This window comes from Nonomuraea sp. NPDC051298, assembly GCF_055586305.1.
Genome location: NZ_JBVJIM010000002.1, coordinates 501776 through 519510 on the forward strand (window position 1 = coordinate 501776; position 17735 = coordinate 519510).

Genomic DNA, 17735 nt, shown 5'->3' on the forward strand with positions numbered 1-17735 from the left:
GTATTTGTGCGAGAGCTGATGTAGGAGCATGGTTGTTGAGATGGAAAGATGGGCTCTGCCCGCAGACAGCGCCCGCCGAGCTGAGAATGTCCGCAGAGCTGAGAATGTCCGCTGACGGTTTGCCGAACGTCTTCATCATCCGTGCACACTCACAGTGCCCGCATACGCTGACAGTAGACAGTGTCGGCGAGAGGTTCGTGAGAGCCGGCGTTCGCAGGAGCGTTCGCAGTGGTTTCGGCGACAGCGCTCGGATCGTGCCCGACAATGCTCATAGGCCGCTGCTCGCGGGCGACGCCGCCGAGGAAGTGCGCAGGAAGAGGTGCCAGGGTGTTCTACTGGGTGGTCAAGGCCATCTTGGGGCCGTTCCTCCGCCTCGTGTTCAGGCCGTGGACGGAGGGCGGCGACCACGTGCCCAAGCAGGGGCCCGCGATCCTGGCCGGCAACCACCTCTCCTTCGCCGACCACTTCTTCGGCCCGCTGCAGATCCGCCGCAAGGTCATCTCGCTGGGCAAGGCCGACTACTTCACCGGCCGGGGCGTCAAGGGCTTCTTCACCCGGCTGTTCTTCAGCGGGGTCGGCACCGTGCCGATCGACCGCTCCGGTGGCAAGGCCAGCGAGGCGGCGCTGCGTACCGGCCTGCGCATCCTGCGTGAGGGGCACGTCCTGGGCATCTACCCCGAGGGCACCCGTTCGCCCGACGGCCGCCTCTACAAGGGCAAGACCGGCGTGGCCCGGCTCGCCCTGGAGTCGCGGGCGCCGGTGATCCCGTGGGCGGTGATCAACACGTACGAGATGATGCCGCCCGGGCGGCCGCTGCCCAAGCTGGGCATCCGGCCGGGTGTGAAGTTCGGCAAGCCGCTCGACTTCTCCCGTTATTACGGGATGGAGGATGACCGCCTGGTGCTGCGCGCGGTGACCGACGAGATCATGTACGCGCTCATGGAGCTGTCGGGCCAGGAATACGTCGACAAGTACGCCGCCAGCGCCCGGGTCGAGATGGAGCGCGCCGCGCGCGCCGCCGCCAAGGGCTGACTGCCCGCCAGGAGCCCTGTGCCGGGGGCCCTGTGCCGGGGGTCCGTGCGCCCGCCGGAGGCGGTCACACGGACGAGCGTAAGGCGTCCTCCGTCTTCCTCATGGCGCTCGTCATCGCGTGCAGCTCGTCGCGGCTGAGCCGGTCGATCAGGTACGCGCGCACGACCTCCACGTGACCCGGCGCCACCCGTTCCAGGCAGCGCCGGCCCTGGTCGGTGAGCACCGCCAGCACGCCCCGCTCGTCGGACGGGCAGGTCGCCCGCTCCACCAGGCCCGCCTTCACCAACTGGTTGACCTGGTACGTCAGCCCGCTCTTCGACACCACGACGTCCCTGGCCAGCTCGGTCATGCGCATCTGCTGCCCTGGCGCCTCGGAGAGCACGACGAGGATCTCGTACTGCGGGTGCGTGAGGCCGGCGGCGGCCTTGAGCTGCTCTTCGATTCGGCGTTCGAGCAGGTGGGAAGTGAACAGGAAGGCACGCCACGCGGCCATCTCCGTCGTGTCCAGCCATCGGGGGTCCGTCACCGATACAGTGTACTGTCGTTCGAATTTGAACATTCACTGCTAGAGTGGTCGTTCGAATCTGAACAACACTCGAGGAGACGGCATGGTGGACCAGGCGCGTCCCGTCGTACTGCTGCTGGCCAGGATCGCCATCGGGGCGATCTTCCTGGTGCACGGCTACCAGAAGTTCGCGACGATGGGCATCGCGGGCACGACGAAGTTCTTCGAATCCGCCGGCATCCCGCTGGCCGGGGTCGCGGCCCCGGCCGTGGCCGCGCTGGAGGTCGTGGGCGGGGTGGCGCTCATCCTCGGGGCCGCCCTGCCGATCGTGGGCGTGCTGCTGGCCCTCGACATGCTCGGCGCGATCGCCTTCGTCCACGGGGCCAACGGGCTCACCGGCGAGGGCGGCTACGAGCTGGTGCTGGCGCTCGCGGCGGCCAGCCTCGCCATCGGCTTCACGGGCGGCGGCGCCCTGGCCCTCGACCGGGCCATCCTGCGCCGCCGCAGCACGGCCCCGGTCACCGCCTGATCGGGGCGGTCGTTCAGGACAGGTGGGCGCGGACCTGTCTGATGTGCTCGGGCGTCGTACGGCAGCAGCCGCCGATCAGCGACGCCCCCGCCCGCTGCCACTCCTTGGCGGCCTGGCCGTACTCCACCGGGTCGGCCAGGCCCAGCCAGCGGCGGCGGCCGGAGTCCCACGTCTCGCCCGAGTTCGGGTAGACCACCACGGGCAGTCCGCCCGACAGGCACGCGATCAGCCCGGGGATGTGGCGTGGCGCGGTGCAGTTCGCGCCGACGGCCACCACCTGCGGGTTGCCGCCGAACAGGGCGGCGGCCTGGCGGATCGGCGTGCCGTCGCTGAGCCGCTCGCCGTCGCGGCACGAGAAGCTCACCCACGCCTTCACCCCCGGCGTGCCGCGCAGCAGCCTGGCCAGGGCCCGCGCCTCGGGATAGGACGGTATGGTCTCGCAGGCCAGCAGGTCGGCCCCGGAGTCGGCCAGGATCTCCCAGCGGGGCAGGTGCCAGGCGTACAGGCCCTCCTCGTCGAGGTCGTAGTCGCCGGTGTATTCGGCGCCGTTGGCCAGGAAGGCGCCGTACGGGCCCACCGAGGCCGCCACCAGCCCCCGCCCCGCCTCGTCGCGGGCCTGCCCGGCCAGCTCGACCGACAGCCGCAGCAGCCGCTCGCCCTCCGCCGCGTCGATCCCGTGCCGCGCGAAGCCCTGGAGCGTGGCCTGGTAGCTCGCGGTGGTCGCCACGTCGGCGCCCGCCGCGAAGAAGCAGGCGTGCGCGCGCCGGATCAGCTCGGGCTCGGCCGGCAGCAGCCGCGCCGACCACAGCTCGTCGCGCAGATCCGCGCCGAGCCGTTCGAGCTGGGTGGCCAGCCCTCCGTCGAGGACGAGTGTCGTCACCTATCCAGGGTACGAGCGCGCCGATCTGCCCGGGAACGCGCCGATCACGTGGTCGAGCAGGTCGGGGGTGTCCTCGGGCGCGCCGACCGTGAAGTCCGCCCGCCTGGCCAGCTCGTCGCCCGTCTCCCCGTTGGCCACCGCGACCCGCACCCCCAGGAACGCCGGGTCGCGCAGCTCCCTGTCACGCAGCACGTCGAACGCCCGGCCGTCGGACAGGTCGTCGCCGAAGTACCAGGCGCGGGTGAGGGTCTCGGTCTCGCGTTCGACGACCGTGCCCTTGTCGTGCTCGACGGGGGGACGCAGCTCGACCACCATGCGGCCGTACTGCTCGCGCAGGCCCAGCTCGGCCGCCTTGTTCGAGGCCCAGCGCTCCACCGCGCCGCGCAGCGCAGGGGCCGTCCGGTAGTGCAGCGCCACGAGCAGCGCCTTGTCCTCCACCAGCACCTCGCCGGGCAGGTCGCGCAGGGCGTCGGCGGCCAGGTCGCGCATGAGAGGGGCCCAGGGCCGGGCCTCGGCGTCGGTGCGCACCTGGCCGTCGACGACGGTCTGCATGCCGTACAGGCCGTACAGGCCGTACAGGCGCACCTGCGGCACGGCGGCGAACCGGTCGGACAGGAACGCGGCCGGTCGGGCTGAGACGATGGCGACCCGGCTCACCAGCCCGGCCAGCACCCGCAGCCGCTCCACCGCCCCTGGCACGGGGAACACGGCGGCGGGATCCCGCAGGACGGGGGCGATCGTGCCGTCGAAGTCGAAGAAGAAACCGGACTTCGCGCTCTCCGAGACGGTGGCGGACACCGCGTCGGCGAAGCGGAGCGGGGCGCGAGAGGTCGCCATGCTCAGTGACGATAGAACAGCCCGACAGGCTCGGATAGACGCCGGGAAGTAAACTCCACGGCCCTTGATCCGCAACGGCGCACCGGCCGGTACGCGGCCTCAAGGAGGCCGCACCCGGTGGCCGTCGGGCGTCGGCCTCCGGCCGGCCAGGCGGGCGCACAGGCGGACGGACAGGCGGACGGCCGGGTGCGCGTAGCGAGCGGGGCGCACACCGGGCGGCCGGGCGCGCGTCCCGAGCGGGACGCACACCCGGAGACCGGTCAGGTGTGCGTACTGAGCGGGACGCGCACGCGGAGGCCGGTCAGGAGCGTTTCCAGAAGGGGCCGCGCCGGGTGCCGGAGGGCCCGGATCCGGGCGGCGGGGTGCCGTGGTCGCCGACGAGTCCCTTCAGGACCTCGACCGCGCGGTCGTGCAGCGCCCGCGCGTCCGCGCCCGGCCGTTCGGCCGCCTCCAGCTCGCGGGCCAGCCCTTCCAGCTCCGCGTTCCCTCCGAGGTAGGCCGCCAGCGCCGCCAGCCGTGTGCCCAGATCCGCCAGGTACAGCACGTCGGGCGCGGGCAGTGCCACGAGCCGGTCCAGCTCGGCCACGAGCTGGGGCCGTACCGACGCCAGCCGTCCCCCGGCCCCGCGCCCGCGCAGCGCCGGTCCGCCGGGCGCCCCCGGCCCACCGGCCAGTGGCGACCTGGGCGTCCCGGCGCCGGGCCTGCCGAACACCGGCCCGCGACCACCGGAGATCGGCCCCTCGAACGCCGGGCCGCCGTCCTGCGGGCCACCGGCCACGAACCCCTGATCCGCCCCCTGATCAGCCCTCTGATCAGCCAGGTCGAGCCCGAGACCGGGCTCGGGCATCCGCATCCGGGGCGCGGCGGCCGGGGCGGCGGCCAGCATGACGTTGGCGGTGAACCCGCCCATCGCCGCTCCCGCGCGCGGCGGCTCCCAGCCGCTCGGCGGCTCGACCGGCTGGATGACGCGGTGCTGCGGCCCCTCCCCGGCGACCTGCCGGGTGTCCACCGCCACGTACGCGGTGAACCGGCAGAGCACGCCGTGATCGAGCGACGTACGCACGATGCGGGGCTCCAGGTCGTGCTCGCCCATCGCGTACCGGTCCTCCAGCTCCCGCAGGTGCGCGCGGGCCCAGACGGCACGGATGGCCGGATTGTCCACCGTCACCCCGGCGACCTGCCTCTCCCACGGCCCGTCGGCCGCGAGCCCGCGCACGGTGACCGAGGCGCCCTCGCGAAGCCGCCCGTACGCGCGCAGCGGCACGCCGGGGAAGATCGACCCGAGATGGGTGACGGTGCCGGGCTCGACGTCCAGGCCCTTGAGCGACAGGTCGGTGACCAGGGGAGCGCCGATCCGGCGGTGGATGTGCTCCATGGCGGCGTCGAGCCGGTCCTCCGACTCGACCAGCTCGCACCGGCCCGCGCCGAGCCCGGCCAACCGGCCGAGGAACCCGGCGTTCACGGCCCGGTCGATGCCGACCGTGTGCACGCGCATGGCCGACAGCGCGCCGCCCGCCTGCTCCAGGATCTGGTCCTCGTTGCCGACCTGTCCGTCGGTGACCAGCACCACCACGCGCTCGCGGCCGGCGGTCCGGCCGTTCAGCAGCGCGATGGCCCGGCGCAGCGGCTCCAGCAGCTCGGTGCCGCCCCGGGCGTCCACCCGCGACAGGTGCTCGACCGCGCGGTAGCGGTTGCGGTCGGACGCCTCCACCAGCCCCTCGAACGCCTCCTCCACCACCGAGTCGAACGTCAGCACGGCGAACCTGTCCTGCGGCGTGAGCGTGTCGACGATCCGCGCGGCGGCCCGGCGGGCGCAGACCATCTTCCAGCCGCCCATGCTGCCGGAGCGGTCGAGCAGCAGCACCAGGTCGCGCGGGGTGCGGGTGCCCTCCAGCGCGGGGGGCAGCACGGTAAGCGCGAACGTGCCCCGGCCGTCGAGCTGCAACGCCGTGGAGGCGTCGAACGACAGCCGCAGGACGAAGTCGCGGTCGAGCCGTTCGCCGGGGCGCAGCCGTACGGTGTGGCGCTCGTCGTCGCGGGTCTCCTCCACGACGTGCAGGCTGGAGGCCAGCTCGCGCAGGTCGAGCCCGGCGGCGTCGACGGTGGTGGTCAGCGAGAGGCGTACCGGGTCGGGGAAGCCGGGCAGCAGCACGGGCGGGCTGATCCGGGAGGCGTCGGGCACGGCGTCGGTGTCGGGCGCGACGCCGTCACCGGCCGGTGGGCCGTCGATCGGGCTCCCCGGGATGTAGCGCGGGGCCACGACCAGCGGGAACCTGAACGTGGCCGCGCCGTCCTCGTACGGGAGGGGCTGGCTCATGGTGAGCTTCACCGAGACGCGCTCGCCGGGCAGGATGTTGCCCACCCTGATCGTGAACACGTCGGGCCTGTCCTCCTCGGCGATGGCCGCCCGCCTGCCCTCGCGCAGCGCGCGGTCGTAGTCGGCCCTGGCCTGGCCGCGCTCCTTCAGCACGCCCTCGATCACGCGGTCGTCGGCCTCCATGCGGAACGCGGTGACGGCCGCCCGGTCGGGGAGCGGGAAGACGTACGTCGCCTCGAGGGTGACGTCGAACGGGTTCCTGAACCCCTGGGTGACCTCCACCCCGGCGATGAGGCCCGAGATGGACGCGGCCACGTCGACGCTCTCCAGCGGCAGGTTGCCGCGCTCGGTCAGCAGCGCGCCGAACCCGGCGTCCGGCACCGGCAGGCACCGCGCGGGCTCCAGCGAAGTGATCCTCATGTCAGCTCCCTCTCTTCGAGCACCGCGAGCAGCGGCCCCGCCGCCGCCAGCACCGCCTGGACGTCCTCCTCGGACGGAACGCGGCCCGCGTCCAGCACCAGCCGCACCCCGCCCGCCAACCTGATCCCGCTCACGACCCCGCTCACGACCCCGCTCACGACCCCGCTCACGACCCCGCTCACGACCTCGCCCCCCGGCCCGTCGGCGGCCGGGTCGGTCCCCGTGCGCGCCGCGTCGTGGGCGGGTGCGGCCAGGTCGGATCCCGCGCGCGCCGCGTCGGGGGCGGGTGCGCCGCCGCCACCCGGCCGCTGGGCCCAGAACCGTGCCCGCCGCACCTCACCGTCACGCTCACCCGGCCCGACACCACCCGGCCCGGCACCACCCGGCCCGGCACCACCCGAGCCCGCCGTGTCGGACGGTGTCGCCGGGGCGGGGTCGCTCAGCCCGGCGGCCGTCTCCAGCATGCGGTCGGTCGCGCCCGCCAGCACCGCCTGGATCTCGGCGATCGACCGCCCGGACGCCTGGAGCCGCTTCACGGCGACGAGCTGCAGCAGGTGGCGCCGCCCGTAGCGCGCGGTCCTGCCGCGCCTGGTCAGCGGCGGGTCGACCAGCCCGATGGTCGTGTACCACCGGATCAGCCGGGCTCCTGGCACGTCGCGGACCCGGCCGTTGGCAGGAGGCGGCGCGCCCGCGCGCAGGGCGCGCGCCGCGTGCTCGGCCAGCTCGCCGATCGTCCAGGTGTCGCTCATACCTTCACAATGACACTGTCACTATTACACTGTCAACAATGCTCAGGGACAGTGAGCCACAAGACACCGCAAGGTCGGAAGAACAGCAGGTCCAGCGTGGTTTTTCCTTGTGTAAGGTCCGACCGACGGGGAGGAACCACACATGGCAGCCATTACCGGCCCACTCTCGGGCGATGCCAGGAACACCGTCGTCGAGGCCCTCCAGGGCACCCTGGTCGACCTCATCGACCTGTCGCTGGTCGCCAAGCAGGCCCACTGGAACCTCATCGGCTCCCACTTCCGCCCGATCCACCTCCAACTCGACGAGGTGACCGAGCTGGCCAGAACCCACATGGACACCATCGCGGAACGCGTCGCCGCCCTCGGCGGCAATCCCGACGGCCGCGCCGCCACGGTCGCCCGTTCCAGCAAGCTGCCGCAGCCGGAAGGCGGCCGGCTGGACGACGGCAAGGTGGTGGCGACCGTCACCGACATCCTCGACGGCATCAGCAGGCGCATGTACGAGCGCATCCGGGCCACCGACGAGCCCGACCCCGTCAGCCAGGACCTGCTGATCGCCGTGGCACAGGACGTCGACAAGCAGCACTGGATGTTCCAGGCCCAGCGCTGAGCGACCGCGGGAGCCCTGGCCACGACCCGGGCTCCCGCACGTCCGGACGCCTCCGAGCCGCACGTCCGGACGCCTCCGGCGCGCACGCCGGGACGCCCCGGAAAGGTGCGCGGAACGCCGCCGGCCGCAGCCGGTCCGGCGGGCCCCGCAGGGGTTTGCGCAGAGTTTGATGTCGCGAGTCCCTGCCATTCATGTCGGTGCGGTCGACTAGCGTGGCACCTAGAGGGAGGCCCCACGATGTCACACAAGACTCTCCTCCGCACGGGCCCGCTCTTGCCGGGTGGCATCAGCCCGTACGGACCGCTCGGCCTGCCGGGCTCAGACGGTCTCGCGCTGCCCGCCGGGTTCACCGGCAGGGTCGTGGCCCGCTCGGGTCACAAGGTCGCCGGTCTGACCTGGCACGCCGCCCCCGACGGCGGCGCCTGCTTCCCCGACGGCGACGGCTGGATCTACGTGTCCAACTCCGAGCTGCCGCTGCTCGGCGGCGCCTCCGCGCTGCGCCTGCGCGCCGACGGCAGCGTCGGCGACGCCTACCGCATCCTGTCGGGCACCGACCTCAACTGCGCGGGCGGGGCCACGCCGTGGCACACCTGGCTGTCGTGCGAGCTGGGCCACCGGGGCCGCGTCTTCGAATGCGACCCGTACGGCGCGCGCGCCGCGCGTCCCCGGCTGTCCATGGGCCGGTTCAAGCACGAGGCCGCCGCCTGCGACCCGGAGCGGCGCGTGATCTACATGACCGAAGACGAGCCCGACGGCTGCTTCTACCGGTTCCGGCCGAGCGACTGGGGCGACCTGACCGAGGGCACCCTCGAGGTGCTGTGCTCGTCCGGCCACTGGCAGGTGGTGCCGTCGCCGGCCGCGTTGCTCAAGGAGGCCCGCCACCAGGTCGACGACGCCCGCCACTTCGACGGCGGCGACGGTTGCCACTACGCGGGCGGGGTCTGCTACTTCACCACCAAGGGCGACAGCGGCCTGTGGGCGTACGACGCGCACACCTCGACGCTCGACCGGCTGGGCGCGGGCGTGCGCGCCATCACCGCCGCGCCCTCCGGCGACCTCTACGTCGCCAGGGAGCGCCCCGAGATCGACGTGATCGCCCCCGACCGCGCGGTCACCCCGTTCCTCAGGCTGGAGGGGCACGACGGCGCCGAGCTGACCGGCCTGGCCTTCTCCCCGCGCGGTGACCGCCTCTATTTCTCGGCCAGGCGCGGCCGCACGGAGGGCTACACCTTCGAGGTGGCCGGCCCGTTCCGCCCCTGAGCCACCCGCCGGGCTCAGCTCAGGTAGCGCACCAGCATGAGTTTCAGCTCGGCCACCAGCTCCGCCGACCGGTCGGGCGCGGACGACGTGATCATCGGCATCACCGCCTTCACCACGGCCAGCGCCATCGTCCCCATGAGCCGCGCGCGATCCTCCGGCAGGCCGGGGGCCCGGCGCCGCAGCATGGCCGCGAGGTGCCCGGCGATGTCCGCGTGCAGCCGCTGTGAGGCCGTCGCGAGCCGGTCGCCGGTCGCCGTCCCGTAGAGCAGCGACCAGTAGGCCGGTGAGGCGGTCTTGAACTGCACGCTCTCGTCCACGAGCCGGGACACCAGCGCCTCCAGCGGGACCTCGGGCGTGACGGCGGCCAGCCGCGCGGCCCAGAACTCCTCCCGGTCGACGGTGTAGCGGGCCACGAGCCCGTCGAGCAGCTCGTCCTTGTTCCTGAAGAACTGGTACAGCGTCCCCGGCGACACCCCGGCTCGGGCGGCGACCTGGTTCGTGGTCAGCTCCGGGTAGCCGATCTCGGCGATCACCAGTTCGGCGGCGTCGAGGATCTCGGCCATGCGCTTGAGACCGCGCGCCTGCCTGCGGACCGTGCGTTCAGCCATGAGTCTCCTCGTTGACAAATACGAGCTTTTACTTGTATTTATGGTAGCGACGTAAAACACGAGTAGTTTACCGATTTTTTGGGAGAGGGCTCATGACAAGCGTGCCCGAGAGCGCCAGGGTGGCGCCGGCATGGCGGTGAACACGCGGGCCCGTCCCGCCCACCAGGCCACCCCGGGTGGCCCGCCCCTGCGCAGGCTGGGGTTCCTCCTCGTACGCCGCCGCAGACTCGTCCTGTCCCTGGCGCTGGCCCTGCTGATCGGCGCGGGCGTGCTGGCGGCGGGGGCGGTGCCGGGGTTGTCGCTGGCCAGGTTCGAGGCCCCGGGCTCCGAGTCGGACCGGGCGCAGACCGAGCTGGTCGAACGGTTCGGCACGGGCAGCCCCGACATGATCTTCCTGGTGACGGCCAGGAGCGGCACCGTGGACGACCCGGCGGTCGAGGCGGCGGGCCGGGCGCTGACCGAGCGCGTGGGCAGGTCGGAGGGCGTGGCCGAGTCGGCCTCGTACTGGACCCGTGGCAAGCCCGCCACCCTCCGCAGCGAGGACGGCAGGCACGCCCTCATCGTCGTACGCATCCCGGGCGACGCCGACCACGTGCGCGCCGAGGTGCTGCCCAGGCTGGTCCCCGAGATCACCGGGGGAGCGGAGGGCGCCGGGCCGCTGCAGGTGCGGGCCGGGGGCGGCGAGGAGGTGTTCCGCGAGACCGTGCCGCTGGCCAGGCAGGACTTCGTCCGGGCCGAGCTGGTCATCTTCCCGCTGGCGTTCGTGCTGCTCTGGCTCTACCAGCGGCGGGTCATGGCGGCCCTGGTGCCCATCCTGGCCGGGGTGTACGCGATGGTGATCGCCCTGGCGCTGCTGAGCGGGGTCCTGGCGTTCACCGAGATCTCCACGTTCGCGCTCAACCTGGTCCTGGCGATGGGGCTGGGCCTGGGCATCGACTACTGCCTGTTCGTCGTCCAGCGCTTCCGCGAGGAGACGCGCGACGGCAAGGACCGGGCGGCGGCGGTGGCCGGGGCCGTCGAGCACGCGGGCAGGACGGTGCTGTTCAGCGGCCTGACCGTGGCCTCGTCGCTGGCGGTGCTGTTCGCGTTGCCGTTCGACTTCCTGCGGTCCTTCGCCTACGCCGGCATCGCGGTCGTCATCGGCGGCCTCGTCGCGGCGGTCGTCGTGCTGCCCGCCGTGCTCGCCTCGATCGGCGGCACGATGCTGCCCAGGCGGGCCGCGCGTGAGCGGGGCGGGCCTGAGCGGCTGGGCGGGTTCTGGCACGGGCTGGCCACGCGGGTGATGCGCCGGCCGCTGGTCGCCGGCGGGCTGGCCACGGCGCTGCTGCTGGTGCTCGCCTCGCCGTTCCTCGGCCTGCGCTTCGGCGTGGCCGACGACCGCATCCTGCCTCCGGAGGCGTCGTCGCGGCAGACGCAGGAGATCATCCGCCAGTCGTTCCCCGCCGAGGAGACCGACGCGATCCAGCTCGTCTCCAGGGACGCCTCCAGGGACGTGGCGGCCGGGGACGTCTCCGCGTACGCCACGGCCCTGTCCAGGCTGCCCGGCGTGGCCCAGGTGGACTCGGCGGCGGGCTCGTACGCGGGCGGCGCCCGCGTGGGTGACGGCGAGACCGCCAGGTTCCAGGGGGAGGGCACCTGGCTGTCGGTGGTGCCGTCGGACGAGGCGCTGGCCGACGACCCCGTACGCCTCGTCGAGGCCGTACGCGCGGTCGCCCCTCCTTTCGAGGTGCTGGTCGGCGGCTACCCGGCCGAGCTGTCGGACTACCGGTCCTCCGTCGTGGACCGCCTCCCGCTGGTGCTGGCGCTCATGCTGGGCATCACGTTCCTGGTGTTGTTCCTCATGACCAGGAGCATCGTCATCCCGATCAAGGCGACCCTGCTGAACGTGCTCAGCCTCGGCGTCATGTTCGGCGCCCTCGTCTGGATCTACCAGGACGGCAACCTGTCGGGGCTGCTCGGCTTCACCCCCACGGGCACGCTCGACCCGAGCATCCCGATCCTGATGCTCTGCGTCGCCTACGGCCTGTCCATGGACTACGAGGTCTTCCTGCTCTCCCGCATCAAGGAGGAGTACGACAGGACCGGCGACACGGAGGAGGCCGTGGCCACGGGCCTGCAGAGGGGCGCACCGCTGATCACGGCGGCCGGTGGCATCCTGGCGCTCACGTTCGCCGCCTATGCCACGGCGCAGGTGATGTTCGTGCAGATGCTGGGGGTGGGCATGGCGGTGGCCGTGCTGGTGGACGCCACCGTGATCAGGGCGGTGCTGGTGCCGAGCCTGATGCGGCTGGCGGGGCCGCTCAACTGGTGGCCGAGCGGCCGCCCGAGCGGGACCCCTGGGACCACGGGGACTACAGATCGCGTGACCACACCTGCTCGGTGACCTCGATCCCGTTCTCCGTGCCCTTCTCCTCCGACTCCAGCTCGAACCCGGCTGCCTGGTAGATGCGCCGCGCGCTCACCAGGCAGTCGCGCGTCCACAGGGTGATCCGCTTGCGGCCTTCGGCCCGCGCGTGCCGCAGGCACTCCTCCACGAGCCGCCGCCCGAGACCCAGCCCCCGGGCGGACGGCTCGACCAGCAGCATGCGCAGCCTGGCCGTCGTGTCGTCCTCGCGCACGCAGAACACGCACCCGGCCCGCTCGCCGTCCACCTCGGCGATCCAGCCGGCGTCGCGGGAGAAGTCGAGGCCGCCCACGATCCCGGCGACGAGCTGCTCGAACGCGGTGCCCCAGCCGTACTCGGCGCTGTAGAGCGCGCCGTGCCGGGAGACGACCCAGCCCAGGTCGCCGGCGCGCGGGGGCCTGATCACGTACGGCTCGCGCTCCCGCGTCCCGTCCAGCAGCCCGCGAATCGCCGCCATGCTGGACACCAGCCGCTGCTGCTCCTCCTCGGCCAGGCCGTCGAGCAGGCGCCCGATCTGCCCGGCGGAGCGCCGGTCGAGCCGGGCGAAGACGTCGGCGCCCGCCGGGGTGAGCCGGACGAGCTGCCTGCGCGCGTCGGCGGCCGAACGCTCGCGCACGACCAGCCCGTCCCGCTCGAAGCGGGCCAGGATCCTGCTGAGGTAACCCGCGTCCAGGCCCAGCAGGCCGCGCAGCCCGCCGGTCTCGGTGCGCTCGGCCTGCGCCAGCTCGAACAGCACCCGCACCTCGGTGAGCGAGTACGGCGAATCGAGCATCCCCGCCTGGAGCGCCCCGATCACCTTCGTATAGAACCGGTTGAAGGCTCTGACCTCAGAGACCCTTGCCTCAGTCAACGAACTCATTGCCCCAGCCAACCACAGGAGGAACCCCGCTGTGAAGCACCTGCGCATAGGCGGATACGGCCCGGGAATCGTCACGATCGGCGACGGCGGCCCGGCCCGCCTCACCCGGGTGGCGTCGCCCTCGTTCCTGGCCGCCCACCCCACCCTGCCGATGCTGTACGCGGCGGGCGAGCTGGAACGCGGCTGGCTGACCGCCTTCCACGTGGACGACGAGGAGCTGAGCCCCCTGGACGAACGGCCCAGCGAGGGGCACACCCCGTGCCACGTCGCCGTGGAGCCCGGCGGCGCCCTGCTCGCGACCGCCAACTACGGCGACGGCACGGCCACCCTCTACCGGCTCGACGAGCGGGGCGCGTTCGCGGGGGAGCCGATCGTGCTGCGCCACAAGGGCTCGGGCCCTGACGCCGCCCGCCAGGAGGGCCCGCACGCCCACCAGTGCGTCTTCCACGACGGCGTCCTGCACGTCGCCGACCTCGGCACCGACGAGATCCGCCGCTACCGCTACGACGGCACCCCGCTGGAGCCCGTCCGGATGCACCCCGGCTCCGGGCCGCGCCACTTCGCCTTCTCCGGCTCGCGCCTGTACGTGGGGGGCGAGCTGGACGGCACCGTCACCCTCATCGAGGGCGAGCGCCGCACGGTCGTCCCCGCCTCCCGGCAGGGCGGCGACAACGCCATCTCCCACCTGCAGCTCGACGGCGACCACGTCTACGTCGCCAACCGCGGCCCCGACACGATCTCCGTGCTGCGCGCCGCCGACCTGTCGCCCGTGGCCGAGGTGCCCTCGGGCGGTGCCTGGCCCCGGCACTTCGCCATCGACGGCGACCGCCTGTACGTGGCGAACCAGCACTCCGGAGCCGTGACCGTCTTCGCGCTGCGCGACGGGCTGCCTACGCCGACGGGGGAGTCGTACGAGGTGGAAAGCCCGGGGTGCGTGCTGATCATGTAAGGAGTTCGCCAAGTCGCGAACCGGCCCGGCCCGCCGCGCCGACCATGGGCTCGTGCGCAAGATCATGCTCGTACTCGTCCTGCTCCTGCCGGTCGGCGGCTGCGGCGAGCCGCCCGCCGTCACACCGCCGCCCGAGCGGGCGGCGCCCGCCCCGGCCGCCAAGGCCCCGGCGCCTGAAACGCGGCCGGAGGCGGGCACGGAGGTCCAGGAGTCGTGGCGGATCGGCCGGCGCGGCGCCGAGCACGAGATCGAGGGCTACGCCGACCGGGTGAGCGTGCTGCCGGGCGAGCGCTTCCGGCTGCACGTCTCCACCACCGCGCCGCGCTTCACCGCCCGCGCCTTCCGCATGGGCGCGAACCCGGCGCGGGTGTGGGAGTCGGCGCCGGTCAGGGGCGTACGCCAGGCCCCGGCCAGGCTGGTGGACGGGACGGTGAGCGCCGCCCACTGGTCCCCGTCGCTGACCGTGGACACCAGGGGCTGGCCCGAGGGCGCGTACCTCATCAGGCTCGACGCCTCGTCCGGCGGCCAGCGCCACGTCCCCGTGACCGTGCGCTCGGCCTCCACCGAGGGACGCGTGGTGATCGTGAACGCGGTCACCACCTGGCAGGCGTACAACCTGTGGGGCGGGCGCAGCCTCTACCAGGGGCCCGGCGGGTTCGGCGACCGTTCGCGGGCGGTCACCTTCGACCGCCCCTACGACGGCGGCGGGGCCAGGCTCTTCCTCGACTTCGAGAAGGAGGCCCTGGCGGTGGCCGAGCGGAGCGGGGTGCCGCTGGCGTACCTGACGAACCTCGACCTCGTGCCGGGCGCGCTGGACGGCGCCCGCGCGGTGGTGTCGCTCGGCCACGACGAGTACTGGTCGCCCGGCATGCGCGAGGTCGTCACCCGGGCCCGCGACCACGGCACGAACCTCGCCTTCCTCGGCGCGAACGCCGTCTACTGGCGCATCGCCACGCAGGGCAGGAAGGTCGCCTGCGACAAGGAACGCCTGTGCCGGCTGTGGCGCGAGTCGCGGCCGGAGAGTTCGCTGGTGGGCCAGATGTACGACTGCTTCCCCGCCGACGGCGTCTACCGGGTGAGCAGGCCCGGCCACTGGATCTTCGCGGGGACGAAGGGGCGGCGCTTCCCCGGGCTCGTCGGCGTGGAGACCGACCGGGTGTCGCGGGGCTCGCCGGAGGGGGTGAAGGTGCTGGCGGAGTCGCCGTTCTCGTGCGGCGGCCGGCCGAGCGTGGCGCACAGCACGTACTACACGGCGCCGAGCGGGGCGGGGGTGTTCGCCTCGGGGACGATGCGGTGGGTGTGCGGGCTGCGTGGCCGTCGCTGCGGCCACGGGGTCACCGAGCCGGCCGCCGCCTTCACCCGGCGGGCCACGCTCAACCTGCTCACCCGTTTCGCGGCGGGCCCGGCGGGCAGGGCTCCTCAGGCGGGGACTCGGAACGGGGTGCAGTGAGGGCGGACGCGCGGCAACGCCGCCGCGATCGTGAAATTTCCGCCACTTCTTCGGCAAGAGCAGGTTTAGTCGCGAAGCCTGGCGTTTGGTCTAGACCATTGCCTGTGAGGTTGGGCACAATGCGAGTCTGACCTCAAAGGTTTGGTTCGTGACCCCAATCGGGAGGAACCCGCCATGCGTATTGGAGTGCTCACCGGAGGCGGCGACTGCCCCGGCCTCAATGCCGTGATCAGGGCCGTGGTGCGTAAGGGGGTGAGCGTCTACGGTCACGAGTTCGTCGGCTTCCGTGACGGCTGGCGCGGTCCCCTGGAGGGCGACACGATGCCGCTCGACATCCAGGCCGTACGCGGCATCCTGCCACGTGGCGGGACGATACTCGGCTCGTCCCGCACCAACCCGATGAAGATCGACGGCGGGGTCGACCGGATCAAGGACAACCTGGCCGCGGCCGAGGTGGACGCGCTGATCGCCATCGGCGGTGAGGACACCCTGGGCGTCGCCAAGCAGCTCTACGACCGCGGCGTGCACGTCGTGGGCGTGCCCAAGACCATCGACAACGACCTGTCGGGCACCGACTACACCTTCGGCTTCGACACCGCGGTCAACATCGCGGTCGAGGCCATCGACCGGCTGCACACCACCGCCGAGTCCCACCACCGGGCGCTCATCTGCGAGGTCATGGGCCGCCACGCGGGCTGGATCGCCCTGCACGCGGGCATGGCGGGCGGCGCGAACGTCATCCTCATCCCGGAGAAGCCGTTCGACATCGACCAGGTCTGCGAATACGTCGAGTCCCGCTTCCGCACCCGCTACTCGCCGATCATCGTGGTGGCCGAGGGCGCGCACCCGATCGAGGGCCAGATGGAGCTGCAGGCGGGCACGCTCGACGCCTTCGGCCACGTCCGCCTGGGCGGCATCGGCGAGGTGCTGGCCAAGGAGATCGAGAAGCGGACCGGCAAGGAGGCCCGCACGACGGTGCTCGGCCACATCCAGCGCGGCGGCACCCCCACGGCCTACGACCGGGTGCTGGCCACCAGGTTCGGCCTGCAGGCCATCGACGCGGCCCACGAGGGCGACTACGGCAAGATGGTCGCGCTGCGCGGCACGGACATCGTCAGGGTGGGGCTCGACGAGGCCACGGCCGAGCTGAAGACCGTGCCGGCGTCGCGGTACGCCGAGGCCGAGGTGTTCTTCGGCTGAGGTGTTCTTCGGCTGAGTGAAAGCGGCTTGCAAGCGGGCGGCCGTACCTTCGGAGGCAGCGGGGTTACCGCTACAACCCCCTCCGGGTACGGCTTGCGCCGCAACGAGTCGGCGGCCCACTTCGCGTCGCAAGCCGTACCCTTCACAGGTCGCTCAAGGGGCGGGCGGAGAAGCGCGGCCCGTGCCGTGCCCCGCGCGACTACCTGCGCCGCGCCTGCAAGGGCTGCTGCTGCATCGGCTGCTGGTGCTGTTGCTGCTGCATCGGCTGGTGCTGCTGGTGGTGTTGTTGTTGCTGCTGGTGGCGCGGGGTCGGGGCGGGGTAGCTGAGCTGTTGCTGCTGGGCGGTGCGACGGCGGAGTTCGAGCTTGGCGACGAGTTCCGCGTCCTCGTGCAGTTCTTCCTCTGAGGGCGACAGGATCACCATGAGGAGCATGGTCAGGGTGATCAGGCTGATGACGGTCATGAGCGGGACGAGGAAGTCGAGCGCGTCGGCCCCGGAGACCACGCCGGGCTCGGCGTCCACGGTGACGTGCATGGCGAACATGCCGGTGAAGTGCATGCCGGAGACGGCCACGCCCATGACGAGGGCCGCTCCGGTGATCCAGATGGGCTTCTTGACCCGCAGGGTGAACCACAGGGCCACGGTCGCGGCCACCACGGCGATGCCGACGGAGGCGGCGACGGTGATGCGGTCGTAGGAGACGCGCGCCGACATGTTCATCGCGTACATGCCGAGGTAGTGCATCGAGGCCACGCCGAGGCCCGTGAGCAGGCCGCCGCCGAGCAGCGACAGCACGCGGCCGCCGCCGTAGGAGACCAGGAAGAGGCCGGTGCCGACGACCACGATGGCCACCAGGGCCGAGCCCGCGGTGAGCCAGACGTCGTACTTGATCTGGGTGCCCTCCACCTCGAAGCCCATCATGGCGATGAAGTGCATGACCCAGATGCCCGTGCCGCCGATGGAGACGGCCGCGCCGAGCAGCCACCGCACGCGAGAGCCGCCGCGCGAGGCGTGTGCCTGCGCGGTGAGCCGCAGTCCGAGCATCGAACCGATGCAGGACATGACATATGCGAGTAACGGCGTGATCAGTCCGTAGGTGAAATGATTCACAGCGGAGGTCATCTA

Annotated in this window: 16 protein-coding genes; 8 read left to right on the forward strand and 8 right to left on the reverse strand. The window is 72.5% G+C overall.

Features of this window, described 5'->3' with window-relative positions:
• Window positions 1-327: 327 nt before the first annotated feature.
• Window positions 328-1032 (forward strand): lysophospholipid acyltransferase family protein, encoded by a 705-nt coding sequence (locus ACZ6S0_RS07620; protein WP_465914373.1) that lies wholly within the window; start codon window positions 328-330, stop codon window positions 1030-1032.
• 64 nt (window positions 1033-1096) lie between these two features.
• Here ACZ6S0_RS07620 and ACZ6S0_RS07625 read toward each other — a convergent pair whose 3' ends face one another.
• On the reverse strand, window positions 1097-1558 hold the full coding sequence (locus ACZ6S0_RS07625) for a MarR family winged helix-turn-helix transcriptional regulator (RefSeq protein ID WP_465914374.1): 462 nt from the start codon (window positions 1556-1558) through the stop codon (window positions 1097-1099).
• 82 nt (window positions 1559-1640) lie between these two features.
• Here ACZ6S0_RS07625 and ACZ6S0_RS07630 point away from each other — a divergent pair, with 82 nt between their 5' ends.
• Window positions 1641-2066: a DoxX family protein gene (locus ACZ6S0_RS07630; protein ID WP_465914375.1), complete on the forward strand. Its 426-nt coding sequence runs from the start codon at window positions 1641-1643 to the stop codon at window positions 2064-2066.
• 13 nt (window positions 2067-2079) lie between these two features.
• On the opposite strand, the gene mmuM is transcribed toward ACZ6S0_RS07630, so the two are convergent.
• From mmuM to ACZ6S0_RS07650, 4 genes are all read right to left on the reverse strand, one after another.
• A complete protein-coding gene (gene mmuM / locus ACZ6S0_RS07635; protein WP_465914376.1) occupies window positions 2080-2946 on the reverse strand; it encodes a homocysteine S-methyltransferase in 867 nt (288 codons plus the stop codon).
• Window positions 2947-3783 carry a trehalose-phosphatase gene (gene otsB / locus ACZ6S0_RS07640; protein WP_465914377.1) on the reverse strand — a complete coding sequence of 279 codons (837 nt, stop codon included), beginning with the start codon at window positions 3781-3783 and terminating at the stop codon, window positions 2947-2949. It abuts the gene before it with no gap.
• Between the two features lie 301 nt (window positions 3784-4084).
• On the reverse strand, window positions 4085-6520 hold the full coding sequence (locus ACZ6S0_RS07645; RefSeq protein ID WP_465914378.1) for a VIT domain-containing protein: 2436 nt from the start codon (window positions 6518-6520) through the stop codon (window positions 4085-4087).
• The gene (locus ACZ6S0_RS07650) at window positions 6517-7269 is read right to left on the reverse strand and encodes a helix-turn-helix domain-containing protein (protein ID WP_465914379.1); all 753 of its coding nucleotides are present in this window, start codon (window positions 7267-7269) and stop codon (window positions 6517-6519) included. Before ACZ6S0_RS07650 ends, ACZ6S0_RS07645 begins: the two co-directional genes overlap by 4 nt.
• A gap of 142 nt (window positions 7270-7411) precedes the next feature.
• Between ACZ6S0_RS07650 and ACZ6S0_RS07655 the strand changes: the two genes are divergently transcribed.
• Together ACZ6S0_RS07655 and ACZ6S0_RS07660 are read left to right on the forward strand one after the other, a co-directional pair.
• Entirely contained in the window at window positions 7412-7879 is a 468-nt protein-coding gene (locus ACZ6S0_RS07655; RefSeq protein ID WP_465914380.1) for a Dps family protein, read from the forward strand.
• 237 nt (window positions 7880-8116) lie between these two features.
• Window positions 8117-9139 carry an alkaline phosphatase PhoX gene (locus ACZ6S0_RS07660; RefSeq protein ID WP_465914381.1) on the forward strand — a complete coding sequence of 341 codons (1023 nt, stop codon included), beginning with the start codon at window positions 8117-8119 and terminating at the stop codon, window positions 9137-9139.
• 14 nt (window positions 9140-9153) lie between these two features.
• On the opposite strand, the gene ACZ6S0_RS07665 is transcribed toward ACZ6S0_RS07660, so the two are convergent.
• Window positions 9154-9747, reverse strand: coding sequence for a TetR/AcrR family transcriptional regulator (locus ACZ6S0_RS07665; protein ID WP_465914382.1), 594 nt, complete (start codon window positions 9745-9747; stop codon window positions 9154-9156).
• A gap of 130 nt (window positions 9748-9877) precedes the next feature.
• Between ACZ6S0_RS07665 and ACZ6S0_RS07670 the strand changes: the two genes are divergently transcribed.
• Window positions 9878-12130: an MMPL family transporter gene (locus ACZ6S0_RS07670; RefSeq protein ID WP_465914383.1), complete on the forward strand. Its 2253-nt coding sequence runs from the start codon at window positions 9878-9880 to the stop codon at window positions 12128-12130.
• Here the strand turns inward: ACZ6S0_RS07670 and ACZ6S0_RS07675 are convergent.
• Window positions 12099-13010, reverse strand: coding sequence for a bifunctional helix-turn-helix transcriptional regulator/GNAT family N-acetyltransferase (locus tag ACZ6S0_RS07675; protein ID WP_465914384.1), 912 nt, complete (start codon window positions 13008-13010; stop codon window positions 12099-12101). The genes ACZ6S0_RS07670 and ACZ6S0_RS07675 overlap by 32 nt on opposite strands.
• Before the next feature lie 31 nt (window positions 13011-13041).
• Here ACZ6S0_RS07675 and ACZ6S0_RS07680 point away from each other — a divergent pair, with 31 nt between their 5' ends.
• The 3 genes from ACZ6S0_RS07680 to ACZ6S0_RS07690 all read left to right on the forward strand — a co-directional run bounded on the left by ACZ6S0_RS07680 (window position 13042) and on the right by ACZ6S0_RS07690 (window position 16609).
• Window positions 13042-13959 carry a lactonase family protein gene (locus tag ACZ6S0_RS07680; RefSeq protein WP_465914385.1) on the forward strand — a complete coding sequence of 306 codons (918 nt, stop codon included), beginning with the start codon at window positions 13042-13044 and terminating at the stop codon, window positions 13957-13959.
• A gap of 52 nt (window positions 13960-14011) precedes the next feature.
• Window positions 14012-15409, forward strand: a complete 1398-nt coding sequence (locus ACZ6S0_RS07685; protein ID WP_465914386.1) for a N,N-dimethylformamidase beta subunit family domain-containing protein — start codon at window positions 14012-14014, stop codon at window positions 15407-15409.
• 174 nt (window positions 15410-15583) lie between these two features.
• Window positions 15584-16609, forward strand: a complete 1026-nt coding sequence (locus ACZ6S0_RS07690; protein WP_465914387.1) for a 6-phosphofructokinase — start codon at window positions 15584-15586, stop codon at window positions 16607-16609.
• Window positions 16610-16808: 199 nt separating this feature from the next.
• Here the strand turns inward: ACZ6S0_RS07690 and ACZ6S0_RS07695 are convergent, their stop codons facing one another.
• Window positions 16809-17732 carry an MHYT domain-containing protein gene (locus ACZ6S0_RS07695; RefSeq protein WP_465914388.1) on the reverse strand — a complete coding sequence of 308 codons (924 nt, stop codon included), beginning with the start codon at window positions 17730-17732 and terminating at the stop codon, window positions 16809-16811.
• Window positions 17733-17735 lie beyond the last annotated feature (3 nt).

Coding starts and splice junctions, on each gene's coding strand:
- ACZ6S0_RS07630 (WP_465914375.1), top strand. CDS start 1,641: ATGGTGGACCAGGCGCGTCCCGTCGTACTGCTGCTGGCCAGGATCGCC.
- otsB (WP_465914377.1), bottom strand. CDS start 3,783: ATGGCGACCTCTCGCGCCCCGCTCCGCTTCGCCGACGCGGTGTCCGCC.
- ACZ6S0_RS07645 (WP_465914378.1), bottom strand. CDS start 6,520: ATGAGGATCACTTCGCTGGAGCCCGCGCGGTGCCTGCCGGTGCCGGAC.
- ACZ6S0_RS07650 (WP_465914379.1), bottom strand. CDS start 7,269: ATGAGCGACACCTGGACGATCGGCGAGCTGGCCGAGCACGCGGCGCGC.
- ACZ6S0_RS07655 (WP_465914380.1), top strand. CDS start 7,412: ATGGCAGCCATTACCGGCCCACTCTCGGGCGATGCCAGGAACACCGTC.
- ACZ6S0_RS07660 (WP_465914381.1), top strand. CDS start 8,117: ATGTCACACAAGACTCTCCTCCGCACGGGCCCGCTCTTGCCGGGTGGC.
- ACZ6S0_RS07665 (WP_465914382.1), bottom strand. CDS start 9,747: ATGGCTGAACGCACGGTCCGCAGGCAGGCGCGCGGTCTCAAGCGCATG.
- ACZ6S0_RS07670 (WP_465914383.1), top strand. CDS start 9,878: ATGGCGGTGAACACGCGGGCCCGTCCCGCCCACCAGGCCACCCCGGGT.
- ACZ6S0_RS07675 (WP_465914384.1), bottom strand. CDS start 13,010: ATGAGTTCGTTGACTGAGGCAAGGGTCTCTGAGGTCAGAGCCTTCAAC.
- ACZ6S0_RS07690 (WP_465914387.1), top strand. CDS start 15,584: ATGCGTATTGGAGTGCTCACCGGAGGCGGCGACTGCCCCGGCCTCAAT.
- ACZ6S0_RS07695 (WP_465914388.1), bottom strand. CDS start 17,732: ATGACCTCCGCTGTGAATCATTTCACCTACGGACTGATCACGCCGTTA.